Source organism: Streptomyces sp. NPDC021100 (assembly GCF_044333095.1).
Lineage (GTDB): Bacteria > Actinomycetota > Actinomycetes > Streptomycetales > Streptomycetaceae > Streptomyces.
Genome location: NZ_JBIRQH010000007.1, coordinates 218,144 through 239,410, shown reverse-complemented (window position 1 = coordinate 239,410; position 21,267 = coordinate 218,144). Strand labels below are relative to the sequence as shown.

The 21,267-nt window shown below is 72.3% G+C and carries 18 protein-coding genes and 1 pseudogene; 5 read left to right on the top strand and 14 right to left on the bottom strand.

Annotated elements, in window-relative coordinates; translation table 11 throughout:
* Positions 1-130 precede the first annotated feature (130 nt).
* The gene (gene trpS, locus ACH4PU_RS16480; protein ID WP_185941358.1) at positions 131-1,144 is read right to left on the bottom strand and encodes a tryptophan--tRNA ligase; all 1,014 of its coding nucleotides are present in this window, start codon (positions 1,142-1,144) and stop codon (positions 131-133) included.
* A gap of 102 nt (positions 1,145-1,246) precedes the next feature.
* Here trpS and rocD point away from each other — a divergent pair, with 102 nt between their 5' ends.
* A complete protein-coding gene (rocD, locus tag ACH4PU_RS16475) occupies positions 1,247-2,452 on the top strand; it encodes an ornithine--oxo-acid transaminase (RefSeq protein ID WP_398271988.1) in 1,206 nt (401 codons plus the stop codon).
* A 126-nt stretch (positions 2,453-2,578) separates the two neighbouring features.
* Here the strand turns inward: rocD and ACH4PU_RS16470 are convergent, their stop codons facing one another.
* From ACH4PU_RS16470 to ACH4PU_RS16455, 4 genes are read right to left on the bottom strand one after another with little or no spacing between them, the layout of a single operon-like run.
* Positions 2,579-3,079 (bottom strand): hypothetical protein, encoded by a 501-nt coding sequence (locus ACH4PU_RS16470; RefSeq protein ID WP_398271986.1) that lies wholly within the window; start codon positions 3,077-3,079, stop codon positions 2,579-2,581.
* Positions 3,076-3,444, bottom strand: a complete 369-nt coding sequence (locus tag ACH4PU_RS16465) for an ATP-binding protein (RefSeq protein ID WP_398271984.1) — start codon at positions 3,442-3,444, stop codon at positions 3,076-3,078. Before ACH4PU_RS16465 ends, ACH4PU_RS16470 begins: the two co-directional genes overlap by 4 nt.
* A gap of 59 nt (positions 3,445-3,503) precedes the next feature.
* The gene (locus tag ACH4PU_RS16460) at positions 3,504-3,944 is read right to left on the bottom strand and encodes a hypothetical protein (protein ID WP_398271981.1); all 441 of its coding nucleotides are present in this window, start codon (positions 3,942-3,944) and stop codon (positions 3,504-3,506) included.
* Positions 3,945-3,999: 55 nt separating this feature from the next.
* On the bottom strand, positions 4,000-5,229 hold the full coding sequence (locus tag ACH4PU_RS16455; protein ID WP_398271979.1) for a helix-turn-helix domain-containing protein: 1,230 nt from the start codon (positions 5,227-5,229) through the stop codon (positions 4,000-4,002).
* A 350-nt stretch (positions 5,230-5,579) separates the two neighbouring features.
* On the opposite strand from ACH4PU_RS16455, the gene ACH4PU_RS16450 reads away from it, so the two are divergent.
* Entirely contained in the window at positions 5,580-6,674 is a 1,095-nt protein-coding gene (locus ACH4PU_RS16450; protein ID WP_398271977.1) for a hypothetical protein, read from the top strand.
* Between the two features lie 17 nt (positions 6,675-6,691).
* Here the strand turns inward: ACH4PU_RS16450 and ACH4PU_RS16445 are convergent, their stop codons facing one another.
* The 3 genes from ACH4PU_RS16445 to ACH4PU_RS16435 all read right to left on the bottom strand — a co-directional run bounded on the left by ACH4PU_RS16445 (position 6,692) and on the right by ACH4PU_RS16435 (position 9,860).
* Positions 6,692-7,888, bottom strand: a complete 1,197-nt coding sequence (locus tag ACH4PU_RS16445; protein WP_398271974.1) for a glutathionylspermidine synthase family protein — start codon at positions 7,886-7,888, stop codon at positions 6,692-6,694.
* A gap of 4 nt (positions 7,889-7,892) precedes the next feature.
* Positions 7,893-8,240 carry a hypothetical protein gene (locus ACH4PU_RS16440; protein ID WP_398271972.1) on the bottom strand — a complete coding sequence of 116 codons (348 nt, stop codon included), beginning with the start codon at positions 8,238-8,240 and terminating at the stop codon, positions 7,893-7,895.
* 81 nt (positions 8,241-8,321) lie between these two features.
* Positions 8,322-9,860, bottom strand: a complete 1,539-nt coding sequence (locus tag ACH4PU_RS16435; protein WP_398271970.1) for a PLP-dependent aminotransferase family protein — start codon at positions 9,858-9,860, stop codon at positions 8,322-8,324.
* Positions 9,861-9,907: 47 nt separating this feature from the next.
* Here ACH4PU_RS16435 and ACH4PU_RS16430 point away from each other — a divergent pair, with 47 nt between their 5' ends.
* The 3 genes from ACH4PU_RS16430 (at position 9,908) to ACH4PU_RS16420 (ending at position 12,196) form a co-directional block, all read left to right on the top strand.
* Positions 9,908-10,405: a carboxymuconolactone decarboxylase family protein gene (locus tag ACH4PU_RS16430; RefSeq protein ID WP_398271968.1), complete on the top strand. Its 498-nt coding sequence runs from the start codon at positions 9,908-9,910 to the stop codon at positions 10,403-10,405.
* Positions 10,405-11,124: an isocitrate lyase/phosphoenolpyruvate mutase family protein gene (locus tag ACH4PU_RS16425; RefSeq protein ID WP_398271966.1), complete on the top strand. Its 720-nt coding sequence runs from the start codon at positions 10,405-10,407 to the stop codon at positions 11,122-11,124. Before ACH4PU_RS16430 ends, ACH4PU_RS16425 begins: the two co-directional genes overlap by 1 nt.
* Before the next feature lie 175 nt (positions 11,125-11,299).
* On the top strand, positions 11,300-12,196 hold the full coding sequence (locus ACH4PU_RS16420; RefSeq protein WP_398271964.1) for an aminoglycoside phosphotransferase family protein: 897 nt from the start codon (positions 11,300-11,302) through the stop codon (positions 12,194-12,196).
* A gap of 3 nt (positions 12,197-12,199) precedes the next feature.
* Here ACH4PU_RS16420 and ACH4PU_RS16415 read toward each other — a convergent pair whose 3' ends face one another.
* The 6 genes and pseudogenes from ACH4PU_RS16415 to ACH4PU_RS16390 form a co-directional block, all read right to left on the bottom strand.
* The gene (locus tag ACH4PU_RS16415; protein ID WP_398271962.1) at positions 12,200-13,162 is read right to left on the bottom strand and encodes an ABC transporter substrate-binding protein; all 963 of its coding nucleotides are present in this window, start codon (positions 13,160-13,162) and stop codon (positions 12,200-12,202) included.
* Positions 13,152-15,107, bottom strand: coding sequence for an ABC transporter permease (locus ACH4PU_RS16410; RefSeq protein ID WP_398271960.1), 1,956 nt, complete (start codon positions 15,105-15,107; stop codon positions 13,152-13,154). The genes ACH4PU_RS16415 and ACH4PU_RS16410 overlap by 11 nt, the downstream gene beginning before the upstream one ends.
* Positions 15,104-16,246, bottom strand: a pseudogene (locus tag ACH4PU_RS16405) (glycine betaine/L-proline ABC transporter ATP-binding protein); the annotation flags it as partial. The pseudogene ACH4PU_RS16405 and the gene ACH4PU_RS16410, both read right to left, overlap by 4 nt.
* Before the next feature lie 524 nt (positions 16,247-16,770).
* Positions 16,771-18,333: a GMC family oxidoreductase gene (locus ACH4PU_RS16400; RefSeq protein WP_398271957.1), complete on the bottom strand. Its 1,563-nt coding sequence runs from the start codon at positions 18,331-18,333 to the stop codon at positions 16,771-16,773.
* A 368-nt stretch (positions 18,334-18,701) separates the two neighbouring features.
* Positions 18,702-20,204, bottom strand: a complete 1,503-nt coding sequence (locus ACH4PU_RS16395) for an aldehyde dehydrogenase family protein (RefSeq protein ID WP_398271955.1) — start codon at positions 20,202-20,204, stop codon at positions 18,702-18,704.
* 227 nt (positions 20,205-20,431) lie between these two features.
* Positions 20,432-21,181 (bottom strand): hypothetical protein, encoded by a 750-nt coding sequence (locus tag ACH4PU_RS16390; protein ID WP_398271953.1) that lies wholly within the window; start codon positions 21,179-21,181, stop codon positions 20,432-20,434.
* Between the last annotated feature and the right edge of the window lie 86 nt (positions 21,182-21,267).

Here is a 21,267-nt window from a genome sequence, read left to right as displayed (position 1 = left end):
CGCGTTCCCTGCCAGGTGTCCTGGTCCCGGGCGCGGGGAGGACGGCCGTCCTCCCTGCGCCTTCGGGCCGTCCGGACTTGTCCGGTGTGACGGACTTCTCACGTCCGGGGTGACTCGGCCGCGGTGCGGCTCAGTGCTTGGCGGGCAGGAAGCCCACCTTGTCGTACGCCTGGGCGAGGGTCTCGGCCGCGACCGCGCGGGCCTTCTCGGCGCCCTTGGCCAGGACAGAGTCCAGCGTCTCCGGGTCGTCCAGATATTCCTGTGTACGGGCACGGAACGGCGTCACCCACTCCACCATCACGTCGGCGAGGTCGGTCTTGAGCGCACCGTAGCCCTTGCCCTCGTACTTCTGCTCCAGTTCCGCGATTCCCGTCCCGGTGAGCGTGGAGTAGATCGTGAGCAGGTTGCTGACGCCCGGCTTCTCCTCGGGGTCGAAGCGGATCACCGTGTCGGTGTCGGTGACGGCGCTCTTGATCTTCTTCGCGGAGACCTTGGGCTCGTCGAGCAGGTTGATCAGGCCCTTGGCGGTGGACGCCGACTTGCTCATCTTGGCCGTCGGGTCCTGCAGGTCGTAGATCTTCGCCGTCTCGCGGACGATGTGCGCGGCGGGCAGCGTGAATGTGTCGCCGAACCGGCCGTTGAAACGCTCGGCGAGGTCGCGGGTCAGCTCGATGTGCTGGCGCTGGTCCTCGCCGACCGGGACGGAGTCCGCCTGGTAGAGCAGGATGTCGGCGACCTGGAGGACCGGGTACGTGAAGAGGCCGACCGTCGTCCGGTCGGCGCCCTGCTTGGCCGACTTGTCCTTGAACTGGGTCATGCGGGACGCCTCGCCGAAGCCGGTGAGGCAGTTCATCACCCAGCCGAGCTGCGCGTGCTCGGGGACATGGCTCTGGATGAACAGCGTGCAGCGCTCGGGGTCGAGGCCGGCGGCGAGCAGCTGGGCGGCGGCGACGCGGGTGTTGGCGCGCAGCTCCGCGGGGTCCTGCGGGACGGTGATCGCATGCAGGTCGACGACCATGTAGAACGCGTCGTGCGTCTCCTGCAGCGCCACGTACTGCCGGATGGCACCGAGGTAGTTGCCGAGGTGGAAGGAGCCGGCGGTGGGCTGGATACCGGACAGTGCGCGCGGACGATCAAGGGCCATGCGCACATTCTCTCAGGTACCGGCGCCGACTCGGTCCGGCGGTGGCTGCGTCGGTGTTAGAAAGGCGGACAACCGCATGCCCCGACCCGAACGGAGCACACGTTGAACGCCACCGAACGCAGCATCGCCGCCGCCGAGGCCCACGGCGCGCACAACTACCACCCCCTTCCGGTCGTGGTGGCGACCGCGGAGGGCGCGTGGATGACCGACGTCGAGGGGCGCCGCTACCTCGACATGCTCGCCGGATACTCGGCGCTCAATTTCGGCCACGGCAACCGCCGTCTCCTCGACGCCGCCAAGGCCCAGCTCGAACGGGTGACCCTCACGTCCCGGGCGTTCCACCACGACCGGTACGCCGAGTTCTGTACCGAGCTCGCCGCGCTCTGCGGCAAGGACATGGTGCTGCCGATGAACACCGGCGCGGAGGCGATCGAGACCGCCGTCAAGACCGCCCGGAAGTGGGGGTACCGGGTCAAGGGCGTACCGGACGGCCAAGCGAAGATCATCGTGGCCGACAACAACTTCCACGGCCGCACCACCACCATCGTCAGCTTCTCCACCGACCCCGAGGCCCGGGCCGACTACGGCCCCTACACCCCCGGCTTCGAGATCGTGCCCTACGGTGACCTGGCCGCCCTGGAGGCGGCCGTGGACGAGAACACCGTGGCGGTGCTCCTGGAGCCGATCCAGGGCGAGGCGGGCGTCCTCGTCCCGCCGCCGGGCTACCTGGCCGGGGTGCGGCGGCTGACCGCGGAGCGGAACGTGCTCTTCATCGCCGACGAGATCCAGTCCGCCCTCGGACGCACCGGCCGCACCTTCGCCTGCGAACACGAGGACGTCGTGCCCGACATGTACGTCCTGGGCAAGGCCCTCGGCGGCGGCGTCGTCCCCGTCTCCGCCGTCGTCGCCGACCGCGACGTCCTCGGCGTCTTCCGCCCCGGCGAGCACGGCTCCACCTTCGGCGGCAACCCGCTCGCCTGCGCCGTCGCCCTGGAGGTCATCGCCCTCCTCAAGACGGGTGAATACCAGGAGCGCGCCACCCGCCTCGGCGAGCACCTCCACCACGAGCTCGGCCTGCTCGTCGGCACGGGCGCCGTGGAGGCGGTCCGCGGCCGGGGCCTCTGGGCCGGCGTCGACATCGCCCCGTCGCTCGGGACCGCGCGGGAGGTGTCCGAGCGGCTCATGGAACGGGGGGTGCTGGTGAAGGACACGCACGGGTCGACGATCCGGATCGCGCCGCCGCTGGTGATCTCGAAGGAGGACCTGGACTGGGGGCTGGAGCAGTTGCGGGGTGTGCTGGCGGGGTAGCGCCACGTCGGAGGGGCGCCCCCTCAGCCTTCGTCACCGACCGGGCTGCCATCCGGCCCGGCCGGTGCGCGGACAGCCGCGATGAACGGCATCGGGAGCCGTCCGGTGGACCGGCCCCCGGATGGATCAGGCTTCACGGCGACTCGTTCGTACGGTGAGGCGGGAACGGGGGCGCGCGCGGGTGGTGCCCCAGCGGACCGTACCGGCCTGTACGCCGGCTTCGATGAAGCGGGAAAGGGCCTCTGGGGTGCGGCCGACGGGTGTCGGTTCGAACGAGAGCGTCAGGCGCACGGGGCCGCCGGCGGCGACGTGCTTTCGCCACTCCTGTCCGGTGCCGGGGATATGGAGTTCCCACCAGTCGTCGCCGTAGTCGAGACGGGCGACGCCGTGGTGCAGGGCTATCCGCGATCCGATGTAACGGGGTTCTTCCCCGATGGAGCCCAGGCCCAGGCAGAAGGACAGGGCGCGCATGCCGGCCTCGATCCACTCGACGGTTTCGCCAGCCCGTCGGGGCGGTTCGTGGGTCAGCAGGAGGTGGGCGACGGGGCCGGTGTCGGCGTGGTGGATTCCGTGGCTGTAGGTGAGGCCGGCGAGGAATCCGAGGCTGGGTGTGGTCTGTGTTGTCACTGCGGTGGTCTCACCTCTGCCCACACGGCCTTGCCGAACGGCCTGTGAGTGGTCCCCCATGTGGCACAGGCGTCGACGATGTGCAGGCCACGGCCCCGGCGTCGCTCGTCACTCTGCCGCCTCAATCGTGGCCGACGGCGCACAGGGTCGTGGACCTCGATACGGGTGTACGAGTCGCTGGCGTCAACGATGACACGTAGACGGTCGCCGGGCTCGCTGCCGTAGCGCACCGCGTTGGTCACCAGCTCGGACACAACAAGCGTCACGGCGAACACGTATGCCTCAACCGGGTCGGCCACGGCGTGATTGACGGCTTTTCGGGCGTAGGCACGGGCCATGGCGGGCGCCCGTTCGTTGGCGGGCAAGGTCAGATGCGGCGGCGGGCCGGCAGAAGCGCGAGCGCTGGGCGCCGACGTTGAGGTCCTCACCTTTCACGCCCCCGGGCCCGTTCGCGACGCTGAATCAGCCGCTCGAACTGGATCTGGGACATGAGGACCTCGGACGGTGTGAGAAGCAGCGCCGATTCGACGTTGCTGCCGTCCTCGAAGTGCACTTGGACGTGCATGACCGCTCGTTGGGCGCGGTGGTCGTACTGAGCGTCGCGTTTCAGCAGCGTGACGTGCGTGACCGGGACGGGCACCGTGCGGAGGGTGGAGCCGTCGGAAGGCGCGGACCATTCCTTGCCACCGCCCGGCGGGCGCAGCTTGTACGTCTTCGCGCCCTCGCGGGGGAGGGCCACGACGACGCCGATCCGTCCACCCGCGCCGAGGTCGAAGGCGAGGTCACCCAAACGAGGGTGGTACGGCTCGCCTGACCCCATCTCCAGTCTTCCGAACGGCAGTTGCTCCGAAGTCGTGTCGGCCATGCTCCGACGTTAGGAGGTGGCCGACCGCCGAATATGAACCGAAGGAATACCGCCCTTATCCGTCGAGATGGAACCGGTCTGACATGCGCCGCAGCTTCTCGCGGGTGGTTGCTCGTTCCGCGTACACGATGCTGCGGAGAGTTGACCGGGCGATGGGGTGGTTGCGGATGAGCTGGGGTGCGATGCGCTCGGCCTTTTCCAGCTCGGCCAGCGCGGTGTCCCTGTTGCCGTCCCACAACCAGGCACGAGCGAGTTCCATGTGGTGGTGCCCTCGACGGGAGCTGGGGAGCGAGGCGATCACCTCCGGGCTCGTGCGTCGGTGTATGGCCAGTGCCCGCCGCTGGTCCCGCATCTCAAGGGCGACGCTGATGGCATGGATCTGCACGTTGCCGGGCGAGAACGTCAGGGAGTGCCGGTCGTAGACGGGCGGACCGGCGTACTCGCCCAGCCTGTCGGCCGCAACTTTCGCGTGCGCGATACGGTCCTCGGCCTCTGACCGGCGGTTGCCGCGCGCCGCGGAGACGGCGGCCCGGAGCTGGAGCGACCCCCACGCGCGAACGGCGAGTGGTTCACCTTGGTCGTAGCCTTCCTGCACGCTGCGGATGGCCTTGTCCGACAAGGTGGTTGCGTCTTCCCAGTCCGCAGTCGCCCACATGTCCCATACGCGCATCCAGTCGGCCACGGCGGGCATGACCGGGTCACCGGAGAGGCGAGCGGACCAAGCCGCCCGTTCACACGACATGGCGACCAGCTCGGGGTGGCCCAGGGCGTGGGCTGCAGTGTGGGCAAACTTGCAGCACACCGCGTAGATGGCAAACGCCTCCTCCCGCTCGTGGCCCGTGCAGACCTCCGCCAGGGCCCGAGCTTCGCGGAGGAGGTCGGGCAGCACCTCCATGATCGCCACGTTGGCCGCGGCGTCCCTCAGACGGTGAAGCCGGGTGGTCTCCTGCCAGAGCTGCCGGGCCGGTCGCGGGGTTCCGGCGAAAACCGGGGCCAAGTCGTAGCGGCGAAGCTCCCGGAGGATCGAGGAGGCGGCGACTTGCCACTGGTTCTCGCCGGGGCTGCTGTTGTAGGGCCGCCCGATCAAGTCGTTCGGGTGGATGTGCAGCTCACTGGCCAGCAGGTTCAGCAGGCCCACACGATCGATTTCGATCAGGCCCCGCTCCATCTTCGACACCCACCCCTGAGACTTTCCCAGGGCGACCGCGAGGTCGGCCTGGGCCATTCCCAGGCGCAGTCGCGCGCGGCGTGCTCGACGTCCGATCTCTTCGGCTTCTTCCAACATCAACGCACCTCATTCGAAGTGAGGCGCCGGTGGCGCTCAGGCGGGCGACGAGGCATCGGGTGCTCCATCCGTCGGGCTCGTACCCCTGCACGGTACCCACAGCCTGCAAGGCGTGTGGAGGGCCACCGAGCGGGAGTCCGTGCCGGGTGCGGCGTGTTCGCCGGGACGAGCCGGGCCGCCTCGGTCGGCAATCGGCAGTGCAGCCACTGACAGGCGCGCCCGAGGTTCTGCATATGGGCGACGGCCGATCACAGGCCCGGGCCGGGGCCGAGGCCGAGTTCGTGACGCGCCGGTACGGTGAGGAGGCAGAGGGAACATGAAAGCCATGAAAACCGGCAGGAGTTGAGATCATGGCGAGCAGCCCGTGCGCCCCGAACACCGGTTTGGCCGCCTTGCTGGGACGGGCCGACATGGATCCGTCGCGCAGAGGCGTTCTGGCGGCCGGTGTGTACGCGGCCGCACTGGCCGTACCGATGTTCCCGGAGCTCGCGGGCCGTCCGGCCCACGCCGCCACCGGCAGGACCACACGGATCAGCGAAGCCGAGGTGGCGACCGTCCGGACCATGACCGAGAAGATCGCCGACATCCTCGACGAACTGGGGGGAGGCCACGCCCGCCCCATGGCGGCGGCCTTTCTGGTCAACACTGTGGCCCCCTACCTCCAAGCCGCGGGTACCGAACGTGTACGCAAGGGCATGCTCGCCGCCGCCTCCGACCTCGTCTACCTGACGGGCTGGATGGCGATGTACGAGCGCCAGCATGGCCTCGGGCAGGGCTACTACACCAAGGCCCTCAAACTGGCCGGTGCCGCCGAGGACCACGTCACGTACTGCCGCACCCTGCGGGGCATGAGCCTCCAGGCGTCCAACCTCGGGCACGGCAGCAAGGCCCTGCAACTGGCCGACGCGGCCGCCGAAGCGTCACCGAAGGCAGGGCCGCGCCTTAGGGCGTTTCTCGCCGGGCAGCAGGCCCACGCCGCGTCCATGACCGGCGACCGGCACACCGCCTTCGCCCGGCTCCGGGAGACGGAAAGCGCCCTCTCGAAGGCCGATTCCCGGCGTGAGGCCATCGGCGGCTACGACGCCAGCGCCTACCAGTTCCACGTCTCGCACGTTCTGTACGAATTCAAGGACCTCGCCGGATCGATCCGCGCCATGGAGGATTGTCTTAAGCTCCAGCCGCGCCAGGAGCGCCAGGGACGTGTGCATTCCCATGGGCTGCTGGCGCAGCGACAGTTCGAGCTCGGGCACCTGGACGCCGCGTGTGCCACCTGGCACCGGTTCCTCGACGACTACGTCCAACTTTCGACGGCACGGGGCGACGAGCATTTCGACATCATGCGCCGCCGGATCCGGCCGCACGCATCGGCCCGGTCCGTCAAACCGCTCATGGAACGCGCCCGGGAGGTCGCCCGGGGCAAATCCGGGCACGCCCACACCGGGTGAACCACGGTGCCCGGGCGCTAGAGGATCACATGCGGCAGGAACCGCGCGTAGCCGTCCGTCACCAGGCCGGAGGACTCCCGTATGCCCAGCCCCGCCGGTTCGTCCTCCACGACCCACGCGCCCAGCACCACGTGGTTACCGTCAAACGACGGCAGCGGCGCCAGTTCCTGGTAGCAGCAGGGCTCATCCCGGAGCGCCAGGGCGGCGGCGTCCGGCGGGTGGACCGTCACGCCCGCGCCCTCGCGGCCGAGCAGCGGCTTCGCGACGTAGCCCGTCGTGCGGGCGAGGTCCCGTGGCCCGTCCAAGTAGGCGGGCAGCAGGTTCGGATGCCCGGGATACAACTCCCACAGCACCGCGAGCAACGCCTTGTTGGAGAGGAGCATCTTCCACGCCGGCTCGATCCACAGCGTGGACCCCGTGCCGCCGCCGTTGTCGAGGGTGTCCAGGACGTGGGGGCCGAAGTCGTCGGAGACCAGCCATTCCCAGGGGTAGAGCTTGAAGCAGGCGCGGAGGAAGCCGTAGCGCTCGTCGACGAAGCGGTGGGATATGCGGTCCCAGCCGATGTTCTCCATGGAGATCGCGCGGGTCTCCAGGCCGGCCTGGGCGGCGGTCTCGCGGAGGTAGGCGACGGTCATCAGGTCCTCGCCGAGCTCGTCGCCGGCGGAGTGGGCGAAGTGGACCGGTGTGCGGGGCGGGAGCAGGGCGGCCTGTCGGCGCCAGGCGTCGACGAGGCGTTCGTGCAGGGAGTTCCACTGGTCGGCGCCGGGGACGCCGGCGAAGCGCTCCTCCATCCAGAACCACTGCGGGCTCGCGGCCTCCACCAGGGAGGTGGGGGTGTCGGCGTTGTACTCCAGCAGCTTGGCGGGGCCCGTCCCGTCGTAACGGAGGTCGAACCGGCCGTAGAGCGACGGCAGTTCGGCGCGGCGGTGCCAGGACTCGGCTATCAGGGCGGTCAGCCGGGGGTCGGTGATCCCCAGGTCGGCGAAGCGGCCGGTGTCCACGAGGTACGCGGCGGCGGCCAGGCACATCGTGTGCAGCTCGGCGACGGTCTCCTCCAGCGCCTCGATCTCGGGCGGGGTGAAGGAGTAGTAGGCGCTCTCGTCCCAGTACGGGCGCAGTTCGCCGTCGGGGTGGCGGGTGAGCGGGTAGATCAGGCCCTGTTCCTCGACGGTCTCCTGCCAGCCGGGGCGCGGGGTGGTGCGGTGGCGGCGCACGGCGTCACCCGCCTCCGGAGCCGGAGGACGAGCAGCCGAAGCCGCCGCGGTCGACGGCCTGGCTCTTGCTGAACGTCCCGCTGTCGGCGTAGCCGCCGGACTTGCGGTCGGCGCCGTAGTACCAGCGGGCCGAGGACGTACCGGATGTGCCGGACGAGCCCGACGAAGACGTGCTCTTGCACGCCGTGGAGTCCAGCACGCGATAGCCGCGCGACACGTCGTAACTGTTCGGATCGACGCAGCGTTTGTCCGGCTCGGACCCGCACGAGGTGAGGGCGGCCGCGAGGACGCCCATGCCGCCCAGGACGACCGTGCTGGAGCGGAATCTACGTCGTGAGGCGTTCTGTCCCATTCTTCTTCCCCCGTCGTACAACCGTGTGCCCGGCTGTCCGTTCCACGATAGACCCGGGCACCGACAACGCCCCCAACCCCCTCAGCCCGCCGGCGGCAGGGACCTCAGCAGCGCCTCCAGAACGCCCGGGAAGGTGTGGTCGGCCGGGGTCCCGTAGGCGACGATCACGCCGTCGGGACCGCCGGGCGGGAGGGCCGGCGCGGCGGAGTGGCGGTAGCGGCTCAGCCCTTCCAGGGCCAGCCCCTGCCAGTGCGCCGCCTGGAGCGTGGACTGCTCGGTGCCGGGCGGGAGTTCGAGGACGACGTGCAGGCCGGCGGCGATGCCGGTGACCCGGATGTGCGGGGCGTGCTCGGCGAGCGCGGCGACGAGCCGGTCGCGGCGGCGCCGGTAGCGCAGCCGCATCGAACGGACGTGGCGGTCGTACGCGCCGGAGGTGATGAACTCGGCGAGCGTCAGCTGCTCCAGGGTGCCCGTGCGCCACTCCCCCGTCGACTTGGCCCGCACCACCTCGGCGGCCACGTCCTCCGGCAGCACCATCCAGGACAGCCGCAGGGCGGGCGTGAGCGACTTGCTCGTGGTGCCGCAGTAGACGACCCGGTCCGGGGCCAGGCCCTGGAGCGCGCCGACCTGCCGTCCGTCGTAGCGGAATTCGCCGTCGTAGTCGTCCTCCACGATCAGGCCGCCGGTGCGCCCGGCCCATTCGGCGACGGCGGTCCGGCGGTCGGGGTGGAGGGGGACGCCGGTGGGGAACTGATGGGCGGGGGTGAGGAGGACCGCGCCGACGTCCCGCCGCTCGTCGAGCCCGGTCACGTCGGCGCCGCGGCCGTCGACCGGGATGGGCGCCTGGCGCAAGCCTGCCCGGGTGAACACGTCGTGGTGTTCCCAGAAGCCGTACGACTCGACCGCCACGGCACGCGTCCCGCGCCGCCGCAGGACGCCCCCGAGGAGGGCGAGGCCCTGCATGAAGCCCGCGCAGACGACGATCCGCTCGGGGTCGGTCCGTACGCCCCGGGCCCGCGCCAGATACTCGGCGAGGGCGGTGCGCAGCTCGACGCGGCCGCGTACGTCGCCGTATCCGAACGCCTCGTTGGGCGCGGCGGTGAGCGCTCGCCGGGCCGCCGCGGCCCAGGCGGTGCGCGGGAAGGAGGAGATGTCCGCGGTGCCGGTGCGCAGGTCGTGCAGGGGGCGCGCGGGCGGCCGTACAGGCCCCCCGGCGGACGCGGACCGGGCAGGGGATCCGGAACGGGCGGCGGATCCGGAACGGGCGGGAGCCGTGGGCCGGACCGCCGGCGCCTGGGCCACTCGGGTGCCCGAGCCCTGCCGGGCGGTGAGCCAGCCCTCGGCCACCAGCTCGCCGTACGCGTCGGCGACGGTGTTGCGGGCCATGCCGAGGTCGCCGGCGAGGGAGCGGGAGGACGGCAGCCGGGTGCCGGGGGCGAGCCGGCCGGAGCGCACGGCGTCCCGCAACGCCCTGACCAGCGCGGCTCGCACCCCGCCCGGCCCGGAGAGGTCGAGGTGCAGATCGGCCCCGGAGACGGTCCCGCCGCGCCCGGAAGCGGCCGGGGCTGCCGGGGCGGCGGAAGTGGCCAGGGCAGCGGAAGTGGCCCACGTTTTCTCCATGGAAGTGGACCATACCCATGGGCCGCCCCGGCCGTAGGGTCGGAGACATGACGGAGACCACGAAGAACACCGCGCACACCGGCACCCACCAGCACGGCCCGCGGATGGAGTACGCGCAGGCCGCCCCGAACGTCTACAAGGCGATGTACGCCCTGGAGCGGGCCGCCGTCGAAGGCCTGGACCACACCCTCGTCGAACTGGTCAAGATCCGCGCCTCGCAGCTCAACCACTGCGCGTTCTGCCTCGACATGCACACCAAGGACGCCCGCAAGGCCGGCGAGTCCGAGGACCGCATCTACCTGCTGAGCGCCTGGCGGGAGGCGACCGGCTACTACACCGAGAAGGAGCAGGCGGCGCTCGCCCTCACCGAGGCCGTCACCGTCATCACCGACGGCTTCGTACCGGACGAGGTCTGGGACGAGGCCGCCGACACCTTCGACGAGAAGGAACTGGCCCAGCTCATCGCCGTGATCGTCACGATCAACGCGTGGAACCGGTTCGCCGTGACCACCCGCGCGGTGCCCGGCGCCTACCAGGCCCGCTGATGACGGCTACGGCGTTCCGCGCCCTGCATCACGGCCGGCCGGCCGGTGACCCGCTGGTCCTGGCCGGCCCGTGGGACGCGGGCAGCGCCCGCGCCTTCGCCGGCGCCGGCTTCGCCGCGCTGGCCACGCCCAGCGCGGCGGTGGCCGCCTCGCTCGGTGTGGCGGACGGTGACGTTCCGGCGGCGGAGATGTTCGCGGCGGTCGCCCGCGTCGTCCGGGCGGTCGACGTGCCCGTCTCCGCCGATCTGGAGGACGGTTACGGGCTCCCGCCCCGGGAACTGGTCGAACGCATCCTGGAGACCGGCGCGGTCGGCTGCAACCTGGAGGACACCGACCGGGCCACCGGACGGCTCCTCGACCCGCGCGCGCAGGCCGACCGGCTGGCCGCCGTCCGCGCGGAGGCCGGGGACGCCCTGTTCCTCAACGCCCGGATCGACACCTACCTGCGCGGCGCCTCCGACGAGGACGCCCGGGAGCGGGCCCGGCTGTACGCGGCGGCGGGCGCGGACTGTGTGTACCCGATCACGGCGCCCGAGGAGGCCCTCGCCGGGATCGCCGCCACGTCCGGCGTCCCGGTCAACGCCCTGTCCGCGCCGGACGCTTCGGCCATCCGACGGCTCGGTCCGCTGGGCGCCGGGCGGATCACCTTCGGCAAGGGGATGTACGTGCGCGCGATGGCGGCGGCGGGTGACGTCGCGAAGAGGCTGCGGCCGGCGTGAGGCGTTCGGGGCGCGAGCCGCCTCGCGTACGCCGCTCCCGGCCATCGTCGTCCGGCCGGACGACGGAGCCGGTCGACCACCGGTCACGTCGCCGGAGCGCCCCGCACCCGAGGGTCACCCTCCACCGACGCAAGGGCCGAACTCCACGGCCCCGAGCGGCGGTTATCGTGACCGGATGCACCTGATACCCGAAGCCTTCGCCCAGTCGACCGCCGGCCGGGAGGGCGACGCCGGGCGCGCCTGGCTCGACCGGCTGCCCGGCATCGTCGAGGAGCTGCTCGGGCGGTGGCGCTGCGTCCGGGACGGGTCCGTCGTCCACGGGCAGGTCGGCGTCGTCGTCCCCGTCCGGCGGGCCGGCGGCGCGCCCGCCGTGCTGAAGGTGTCGTTCCCGCACCCCGGGAACGTCCACGAGCCCGACGCCTTCGCCGTCTGGGCCGGGCGCGGCGCCGTCCGCCTCCTCGAACGGGACGACGCGCGGTTCGCGATGCTGCTGGAACGGGCGGGCACCGGCTCGCTCGCCGAAGTCCCCGACGCCGACGAGGCCATGGCGGCCGCCGGCCGGCTCGCCCGGCGCCTGGCCGTCCCCGCGCCGCCCGGCCTGCCCCGGCTATGCGAGCGGGCCGGGGTGTGGGAGGCGGAACTCCGCGCGGATGCCGCACGCGGAACGCTGCCGGACGCCGTGTTCGACGCCGCGCTCGCCACCGTCCGCGAGCTGGTCCCCGACCAGCCCGACACGCTCGTCCACGGCGACCTCCACGCCGCCAACGTGCTGCGCGGCGAACGCGAGCCGTGGCTCGCCATCGACCCGAAGGGCTTCGTCGGCGACCCGGCCTACGACGCGTTCACACTCCTGCGCAGCCGGGCGGCCGACCTGCTCACCGCCCCGGACCTGGACGCGGCGCTGCTCCGCCGCCTCGCGGTGTTCGCCGAGGCGGCGGAGCTGGACCGGGAACGGACGGTCAGGTGGACGCAGTTGCGCTGCGTCCAGGCCGCGCTCTGGGGGCGCGACCACGGGGACCCGGAGTGGCTGGTGGGGATGTACGACCACGTGGCCGGGCTCCTCACCCCCTGAGGGTCAGAGCCACTTCTTCCACACCTCCGGGTGCGCCTTCACCCACTTCGCCGCCGCCTTGTCGGCCGGCAGCTTGTCTTCAGCCATCAGCTGGGCGACCTCGTTCTGGTCCCGCTTCGTCCAGCGGAAGTTCTTCAGGAAGCGGGCCGCGTCGCCGCCCTTGCGGGCGAAGTCGGCGTTGAGGAACTTCTTCAGCGGGGTGGTCGGGTAGGCGCAGTCGACGGAGTCGGGGTCCGTCTCGCCCTTCGTCCCACAGGCGTCCGAGTACGGGGGGAGCTTGACCTCCACCATCGGCACCTCGTTGAACAGCCACTGCGGCTCGTACCAGTAGGTCAGGAACGGCTTGCGGTCCTTGGCGAACTGCTTCATCTGGGTGATCTGCGCCGCCTCGGAGCCGGCGAAGACGACCTGGTAGTCGAGCTTGAGGTTGTTCACCAGCGCCTTGTCGTGGGTGACGTACGACGGCGAGCCGTCGAGGAGCTGGCCCTTGCCGCGGCTCTCCGGGGTCCGGAGCTGTGCCGCGTACTTGTTGAGGTTCCGCCAGTCGGTGACGTCGGGGTGGGCGTCGGCGAAGTACTTGGGGACCCACCAGCCGATGTGGCCGGTGACCCCGAGCTCGCCGCCGTCCGCGACGGTCTTCTTGTCGCTGACGTACCGCTTCTCCTGCTCGGGGTGGCCCCAGTCCTCCATGATGGCGTCCACCCGGCCCTGGCTGAGCGCGTCCCAGGCGGGGACCTCGTCGACCTGGACGGTGTCGACGCGGTAGCCGAGCTCGTGCTCCAGCAGGTACTGGGCGACGGCCGTGTTGGCGCGGGCGCCGACCCAGGACTGCACGGAGAGCGTCACGGACTTCGTACCGGCCGCGTTGGCGTACGGCGAGCCCTGCTTGGTCATGTCGGCCGCGCCACAGCCCGTAAGGGTCAAGAGGCCGAGGGCCGCCGCTCCGGCGATCCACTTACCGCGCATCACGCGCTCCCTTCGTCGGCTGGGTGACCCGGTCGAGCATCAGGCCCAGGCAGGCGATCGAGGCGCCGGCGACGAGGCCGGTGGCGAGGTCGCCGCGGGCGAGGCCGAAGACCACCTCGTAGCCGAGGCCGCCGCCGCCCACCAGGGCGCCGATGATGACGACCGACAGGACGAGGACCACGGCCTGGTTGACGGCGAGCAGCAGCTCGTTGCGGGCCAGCGGGAACTGGACCTGGAGCAGCTGCTGCCGGCCGGTGGCGCCCATGGACGTCGACGACTCCATGGCGCGCGGGTCGGCCTGCCGCAGCCCCTCGCCCGCGATCCGGATGACGGCGGGCAGCGCGTAGACGACGGCCGCCGCGGCGGCGGGCGCCCGGCCCACGCCGAACAGGGCGACCACCGGGATGAGGTAGACGAACTGCGGCATGGTCTGGAACACGTCCAGCACCGGCCGCAGCAGCCGCTCGGTGCGCCGGCTGCGGGCCACCGCCACGGCGACGGCGAAGCCGAGGACGAGCGTCACGGCGACGGCGGCGAGCACCTGCGAGAGGGTGTCCATGGCGCTGTCCCAGCGGCCGAGCACGCCGATCGCGGAGAGCGACAGGACGGCCGTCAGGGTGGTGCGCCAGGTGCCGATGGTCCAGGCGAGGGCGGCGACCAGCAGGACGGCGCCCCACCAGGGCAGCGCCTGGAGGCCGTCGCGCAGCGGGTCGAGGACCCAGCCGGTGTAGTGGGCCGCCCAGTCGGCGGTGCCGCCGATGCCCGGGATGCCCGAATAGAGGTGGTCGACCATCCAGTCCTTCGCCCGGTTGACGGGCTCGGTGACGGCGACGGTCCAGCCGCGCGGCCAGTCGTGCGAGCGGGTCAGGACGAAGCCGGCGGCCAGCGCCACGGCGAGCGCCCAGCCGACCGCGGGGTGGCCGCGACGGACGGGGGTGCCGTCGGAGCCTCCCGAGGTGGTGCGGTCGAGGACGATCGCCAGCAGCACGATCGGGATGCCGGCGGCCAGCGCGGCGCCCACGTCGACGGTGGAGAGCGCCTGGTAGACGCGGTCGCCGAGGCCGTCCGCGCCGATGACGGAGGCGATGACGGCCATCGAGAGCGCCATCATGATCGTCTGGTTGAGGCCCAGCAGCAGCTGCTTCCGGGCCATCGGCAGGCGTGCCGTCACCAGCCGCTGCCACCCGGTCGCGCCCAGCGACTCCACGGCCTCCATGACGCCGGCGTCGGTCGAGCGCAGGCCGAGCGCGGTGAGCCGGGCCATCGGCGGCGCCGCGTAGACGACGGTGGCGAGGACCGCGGGAGCCACGCCGATGCCGAAGACGAGGACGACGGGCAGCAGGTAGGCGAAGGCGGGCAGCGCCTGCATGGTGTCCAGGACGGGCCGCAGCACGCGGAACGTCCGGTCGGACAGCCCGGCCGCGAGGCCGAGGAGCGCGCCGACGAGGACGGACGCGGCGACGGCGACGGCCATCAGCGCGAGCGTCCGCATCGTCGGCACCCACATGTCCAGCAGGCCGCAGACGGCGAACGACGCCACGGCCGTCACGGCGGCCCGGACGCCCGCGGCGCGCCAGGCCACCAGCGCGGCGCCGGCCGTCACGCCGGCCCAGCCGAGGGCGAGCAGCACGACGTAGACGAGGTGCACGGCGCCGATGATGACGTTGCTGATGTGGCCGAAGAAGTACAGGAACAGCCAGTGGCTGTCACGGTTGTCCACGATCCAGTCGCCGGCCGAGCGCAGCGGCTCGTCCAGCGAGACCGTCAGCGCGTGCGGCCAGCCCCCGCTCCCCCACGCCGCGTGGGCGAAGGGGGCGAGGACCAGCCCGGCCACGGCCAAGGCCAGGACCTTGCGGACGGCCGGACGGCGGAGGAGTGCCCGGAACCGGGCGGTGTCCGGGGCCGTGGCGAGGGTGGCGGTGGGAGTGGTGCTGGTGGTGCTCATGCGGCCGCTTTCTCCAGGCGTCCGCCGCGCTGTGGACCGTCCAGCCCCGCGACGACGTTCAGGAGGCACTTGAAGTCGACGATCCCGACGCAGCGGCCCCCGTCCAGGACGCGGGCGGCCTTGCCGTCGCGGGCGACGACGTCGATGGCCTCGGCCACGGTCGTCCCGGCCGTCACGGTGGGCCCGGTGTCACCGCGCGCCTCGCCGAGGGTGGCGGGGCGCATGGCCCGCCGGACGGTGAGGACCTGCTCGCGGGGGACGTCCTGGACGAAGTCGCGGACGTAGTCGTCGGCCGGGGAGCCGACGATCTCCTCGGGGGTGCCGCACTGCACGACCCGGCCACCGCGCATCAGCGCGATGCGGTCGCCGATACGCAGCGCCTCGGAGAGGTCGTGGGTGATGAAGACCATGGTCCGGCCCTCGTCCCGGTGCAGCCGGACGACCTCCTCCTGCATGTCGCGGCGGATCAGCGGGTCGAGGGCGCTGAACGGCTCGTCGAAGAGCAGGACTTCGGGGTCGGCGGCGAGGGCGCGGGCCAGGCCGACGCGCTGCTGCTGGCCGCCGGAGAGCTGGCCGGGGCGGCGGGCCTCCATGCCGGCCAGGCCGACCTTGTCGACCATCTCGGCGGCGCGGGCCCGGCGTTCGGCCTTGGCCATGCCCTGGATCTCCAGGCCGTAGGCGACGTTGTCGAGCACGGTGCGGTGCGGCAGCAGGCCGAAGTGCTGGAAGACCATGGCGGCGCGGTGCCGGCGCAGTTCGCGGAGGGCGTTCTTGTCCATGGAGCGGACGTCCTCGCCGTCGATGGCGATGCTGCCGCTGGTGGGCTCGATGAGGCGGGTGAGACACCGGACGAGCGTGGACTTGCCGGAGCCGGAGAGGCCCATGACGACGAAGACCTCGCCCGGCCGGACGTCGAACGACACGTCCCGGACGGCGACCGTGCAGCCGGCCTTCTCGCGCAGCTCCTCGGGGGTGAGGTCGGCCAGGTCGGTGCCCGGGACGCGGTCGGGGCGGTGGCCGAAGACCTTCCACAGGTTGCGGACGGAGAAGACCGGGGCGGCGGTGCCGTCGGGCTCGGGGGCGCGGTCGGGTCCGGTGGCGTGCTCGGTTCCGGGGGAGCGGTCGACGGCGGTGGCGCGGCCGGGCTCGGGGGCGTGGTCGGCGGTGGTGGCCGGGGCGGTGCCGCCGGGCTTCTCGGCCGGCGCGGTGCGGCCGGGCCCGGTGGCGGGCTTCGCGCCGGACTCGGCGGCAGGTGTCGCGCCGGACTCGGTGGCGGGCTTCACGCCGGACTCGGCGGCAGGTGTCGCGCCGGACTCGGTGGCGGGCTTCACGCCGGACCCGGCGGCGTGCCCGGCCGGTTCGGTGGCGCTTCCGGCCTGCCCGGCGGGGCTGTTGTCCGCGGGCTCGGCGGCGGACGCCCGCTCGGCCGGGGCGCCGGCCGAGTGCGAGGACCCGGCATCGGCGGGCCGCGAGGCCCCCGCGGCGGCGGACCGCGTGGCTCCGGTGGCAGCGGTGCGCGAGGACTCCGCGGTGGCGGTCCGCGAAGGCTTCGCGTCGGTGGGCCGCGTGGACCCGGTGGCGGCGGTCCGCGAGGACCCCGCGTCGTTGTCGGTGGGCCGCGTGGACCCGCTGTCGGGCGTCCGGTTGACGGTGTCGGTTCCGCTCACTGGCCGTCACCCCTTTCGGTCGGGCCCGACACAAGCAGTTCCGCGCACTTCTCCCCCACCATCAGCACGCCGATCATCGGGTTGACCGCCGTCATCGTCGGGAAGACCGACGCGTCGGCGATCCGCACCCCCTCCAGGCCGCGGATCCGCAGCTCGGGGTCGACGACGGCCTGGTCGTCGGTCACGGCGCCCATCCGGCAGGTGCCGGCCGGGTGGTAGACGGTGTGGGCGACCTTGCGGGCGTACTCGCTGATCTCCTCGTCGGAGGTGATCTCCGGGCCGGGGCAGACCTCGCGCTTGAGCCAGCCGGCCAGCGGCTCGGTCTTCGCTATCTCGCGGGCGAGGCGGATGCCGTCGACGAGCGTCCGCGCGTCGTAGTCCTCCTCGTCGGTGAAGTAACGGAAGTCCAGGGCCGGCTTGACCTCGGGGTCGGCACTGGTGAGGTAGAGGCGGCCGCGGCTGCGGGGCTTGGGGATGTTGGGGGTCATCGACACGCCGTGCGCGGGCTTCTCGTAGCCCAGGCGCTCGGGGTTGTCGGTGAACGGGATTTGATAGAAATGGAACATCAGGTCCGGACCGGTCGAGTCCGGGTCGCGGCGGACGAAGAGGCCCGCGTCGGAGTCCATCGCCGAGTTCTCGGGGATCGGCCCGTTCGTCTCCCAGACGATCACCGACTCGGGGTGGTCGAGCAGGTTCTCGCCGACGCCCGGCAGGTCGTGGACCACCGGGATGCCCAGCGCCTCCAGATCGGCCTTGGGGCCGACGCCGGAGTGCATCAGCAGCCGGGGCGTGTCGACCGCGCCGGCGCAGAGGATCACCTCGCGGCCGGCCTCGACCAGCAGCTCCCGCCCGTCCTGGGTGCGGGCGCGGACACCGGTCGCCCGGGTGCCGTCCAGCTCCAGCTTGTGCACCCAGGTCTCCAGCAGGATGCGGAGGTTGGGGCGGTCACCGGCCTCGATGTGGGGGTGGAGGTAGGCGACGGACGCGGAGGAACGCTTGTTGTTCTCGGGGTGGTACGCGAGGTCGAAGAAGCCGACGCCCTCGTGGAACGGCTCCGCGTTGAAGCTCGCCACGCGCGGCACGCCGGCGGCCTCCTGGGCGGCCTCGACGAAGTCGCGGGCGATGGCGTTCCGGTCCTTCTCGTCGACCGGGACGATGTTGTTCCGCAGCCGCTTGAAGTACGGGTCCATGGACGCCCAGTCCCAGCCCTCGGCGCCGGCGGCGGCCCACTCGTCCCAGTCGCCGGGCAGCGGCTTGAAGGAGATCAGGGTGTTGTGCGAGGAGCATCCCCCGAGCACGCGGGCGCGGCTGTGGCGGATGTGCGAATTGCCGCGCGGCTGCTCGACGGTGGGGTAGTCGTAGTCGAGCTCGCCGCCGAGCAGACCGAGCCAGCGGCGCAGGGTGAGGACGTCGGGACGGTCGATGTCCGTGGGACCGCCCTCGATGACGACGACGCTCGTGCCGGGGTCCTCGACGAGGCGGGACGCGATGACCGAGCCGGCGGTTCCGCCGCCGACGACGACGTAGTCAGCCGTGATCTTCTCAACTGCGGGGGGCATGCGGGGGTGCTCCTCTGGGGTGGAGTGGTCGCGGAAGGTACTGCGCTGGGTCGTGCTGTGTGCGTGGCTTGGTGGGGGGTGAGACGTGGGTGGTGGGATGTGGGGGGGGAGACGTGGGTGGGTCGAACGTCGGGGGCAGGCGTTCGGCGGGGCGTACCGGGATGTGACGGGCCGGTCCCGCGCTCCGGTGGTGGTGCGTTCCGTCGCGCGGGGCCGGGGCTCTGTCCTGTCGGCCTCGTCGGTCTCATCGGCTTCGTCGGCCTTTCGACCGTCTCGGCCTTGTCGGCGGCCGGGCGCGTACACCGCCGGGGTGTGGCGGCGGTACGAAGCCCGGCGCTTCGCCGGTACGCCGTGCGCGGGTGCCGGGGTCAGCCGGCGAACCAGCGCACGGGCGCGGGGGCGAGGTTCTGGTAGATGTGCTTGGCCTCCCGGTATTCGGCGAGCCCGGACGGGCCCAGCTCGCGGCCGATGCCGGACTTGCCGAAGCCGCCCCACTCCGCCTGCGGCAGGTAGGGGTGGTAGTCGTTGATCCACACCGTGCCGTGCCGCAGCCGCCCGGCCACCCGGCGGGCGCGGCCCGCGTCCCGGGTCCAGACGGCGCCCGCGAGCCCGTACTCGGTGTCGTTGGCGAGCGCGACGGCCTCGTCCTCGGTGCGGAAGGTCTCGACGGTGAGGATGGGGCCGAAGGTCTCCTCGCGGACGACCTTCATGCCGCGTGTGCAGCGGTCGAGGACGGTCGGCTCGTAGAAGTAGCCGGTGGCGGGCCGGACGTCGCTGGGCTCGGGGCGGGCGCCGCCGCAGCGCAGGACCGCGCCCTCGGCGAGCGCGGAGGCGACGTACGCCTCGATCTTCTCCAACTGCGCGGCGGAGACGAGCGGTCCGCACTCGACGCCCGGCTCGGTGCCGCGGCCGAGGCGGATCCGCTCGGCGCGGCGGGCGAGTTCGGCGACGAAGCGCTCCCGGACGGACGCCTCGACGATCAGCCGGGAGCCGGCCGAGCAGACCTGGCCGCTGTGGATGAAGGCGGCGTTGAGGGCCTGGTCGACGGCGGTGTCGAAGCCCTCGTCGGTGGCGCAGGCGTCGGCGAAGACGACGTTGGGGTTCTTGCCGCCGAGTTCGAGCGCGACCTTCTTCACGGTGGGGGCGGCGGCGCGCATCACGCGGGTGCCGCTGGCCAGGCCGCCGGTGAAGGAGACCAGGTCGACGTCGGGGTGCTCGGACAGCCGGGCGCCGACCGGGTCGCCCGCGCCGGTCACGATGTTGGCCGCGCCGGCGGGCAGTCCGGCCTCGACGAGGAGGCGGATCAGGTGCACGGTCGAGAGCGGCGTGACCTCGCTGGGCTTGATCACGAAGGTGTTGCCGGCGGCCAGCGCCGGAGCGATCTTCCAACTGGCCTGGAGCAGCGGGTAGTTCCACGGCGTGATCAGCGCGCAGACGCCGACCGGCTCGTGCACGACCACGCTGTGCACCTCGGGGCTGCCCGCGTCGACGACCCGGCCGCCGGTCTCGTTCACCACGAGGTCGGCGAAGTACCGGAAGGCGTTGGTGACGTCGTCGACGTCGACCCGGCCCTCCTCCAGCGTCTTGCCGGTGTCGCGGCTCTCGATGAGCGCGATCTCCTCGCGGTCCCGCTGGAGCAGGTCCGCGACGCGGCGCAGCAGCGCGGCGCGCTCGGCGACGGGCGTACCCGGCCAGGGGCCGTCGTCGAACGCGGCCCGGGCGGCGGCCACGGCGGCGTCCGTGTCCTCCGTCCCCCCTTCGGAGACCACGGCGAGGACCTTGGCGTCGGCCGGGTCGAGCACCTCCCGCTCAGCGCCGGAGGCGGCGGCACGCCACCTCCCGTTCACGTGGATCGTCTCGACTGACGACATATTCTCCCTCTGCTTCCGATCTCCGTGCGGTGCCGCCGACGGCCGGAGCACAGAGCTCGCCGGAGCACAGAGCTCGGCCGTCAGCAGGGCGCGCCTAACCGAATGCGGGACACCCATGCCTCTTTTTGCTCATAGAGTGACCTAAGTCACTCAAAGCACCTCTGTTTCATCGGGATGGTTCCGTCTGGGCCACTCAGAAATTTGGGCAGCTCAGAAGTCGGGACGGCTCAGAAGTCGGGGCGGACGGCCAGCCGCCCGAGGGCGTCCGGCGCCGGGCCCGGGGCGAACTCCCAGCCGGGGAGTCCGCCCCACGCTATGGACGTCCTCAGGTACTCGACGAGCGTGATGCCCTTGCGGCCGAACACTCCGTACACCTCGGGATCGGCGCGGGGGTCGGGGAGGACGACGTCGTGGGTGCCGCCGCTGACGTTGGCCTTGTGGTACTCGTCGGGCGCGAGGGAGAAGAGGAACTCGTCCTCTTCCTCGCCGTCCGCGGCGTCCTCGGCGTCCTCCAGGTAAGCCTCCCACTCGTACCGCAGGTGCTCGGCGCCCGCGACGTCCAGCGGATCGGGGTAACCGGCGCCGGGCGGGCCCGTCCGGGGCAGGGGGCCCTCGTGGTAGTGCAGCCCGAGCACCGGGCAGTCGCCGAGGAAGGACACGTCGCCCACGGTCAAAAAGCTCGCCTTGAGCGCGGCGGGCAGCACGCCGACGGTCTCCTCCATCGCGCGCACGAGGGCCGGGGTGCCCTCCGTGGGCGGCCGGTGCGGCGCTGTCCCCGCCGTGGCCGGGACGAAGCCCAGCTCGGGCAGCGCCTCCGCGAGCCGGACCACGTGCCGCGCCACCCGCTCCATGGTGGCCATGGCCACCGCCTCCGCATCCTCCCGGAGCGCCCCGGGCACCGGCCCGAGCCCGCGCAGCTCGTTCCAGACCTGCTCGTGCTCACCCTGCCGCGCGTAGCGCGTGAAGAACGACGTCATGGCAGCACGTTAGAGCCACCCACTGACATCGCCCTCCGCCGGAGGATCCGGATGGCTCCCCTCCGTCCGCACCCGCGAACATGGCC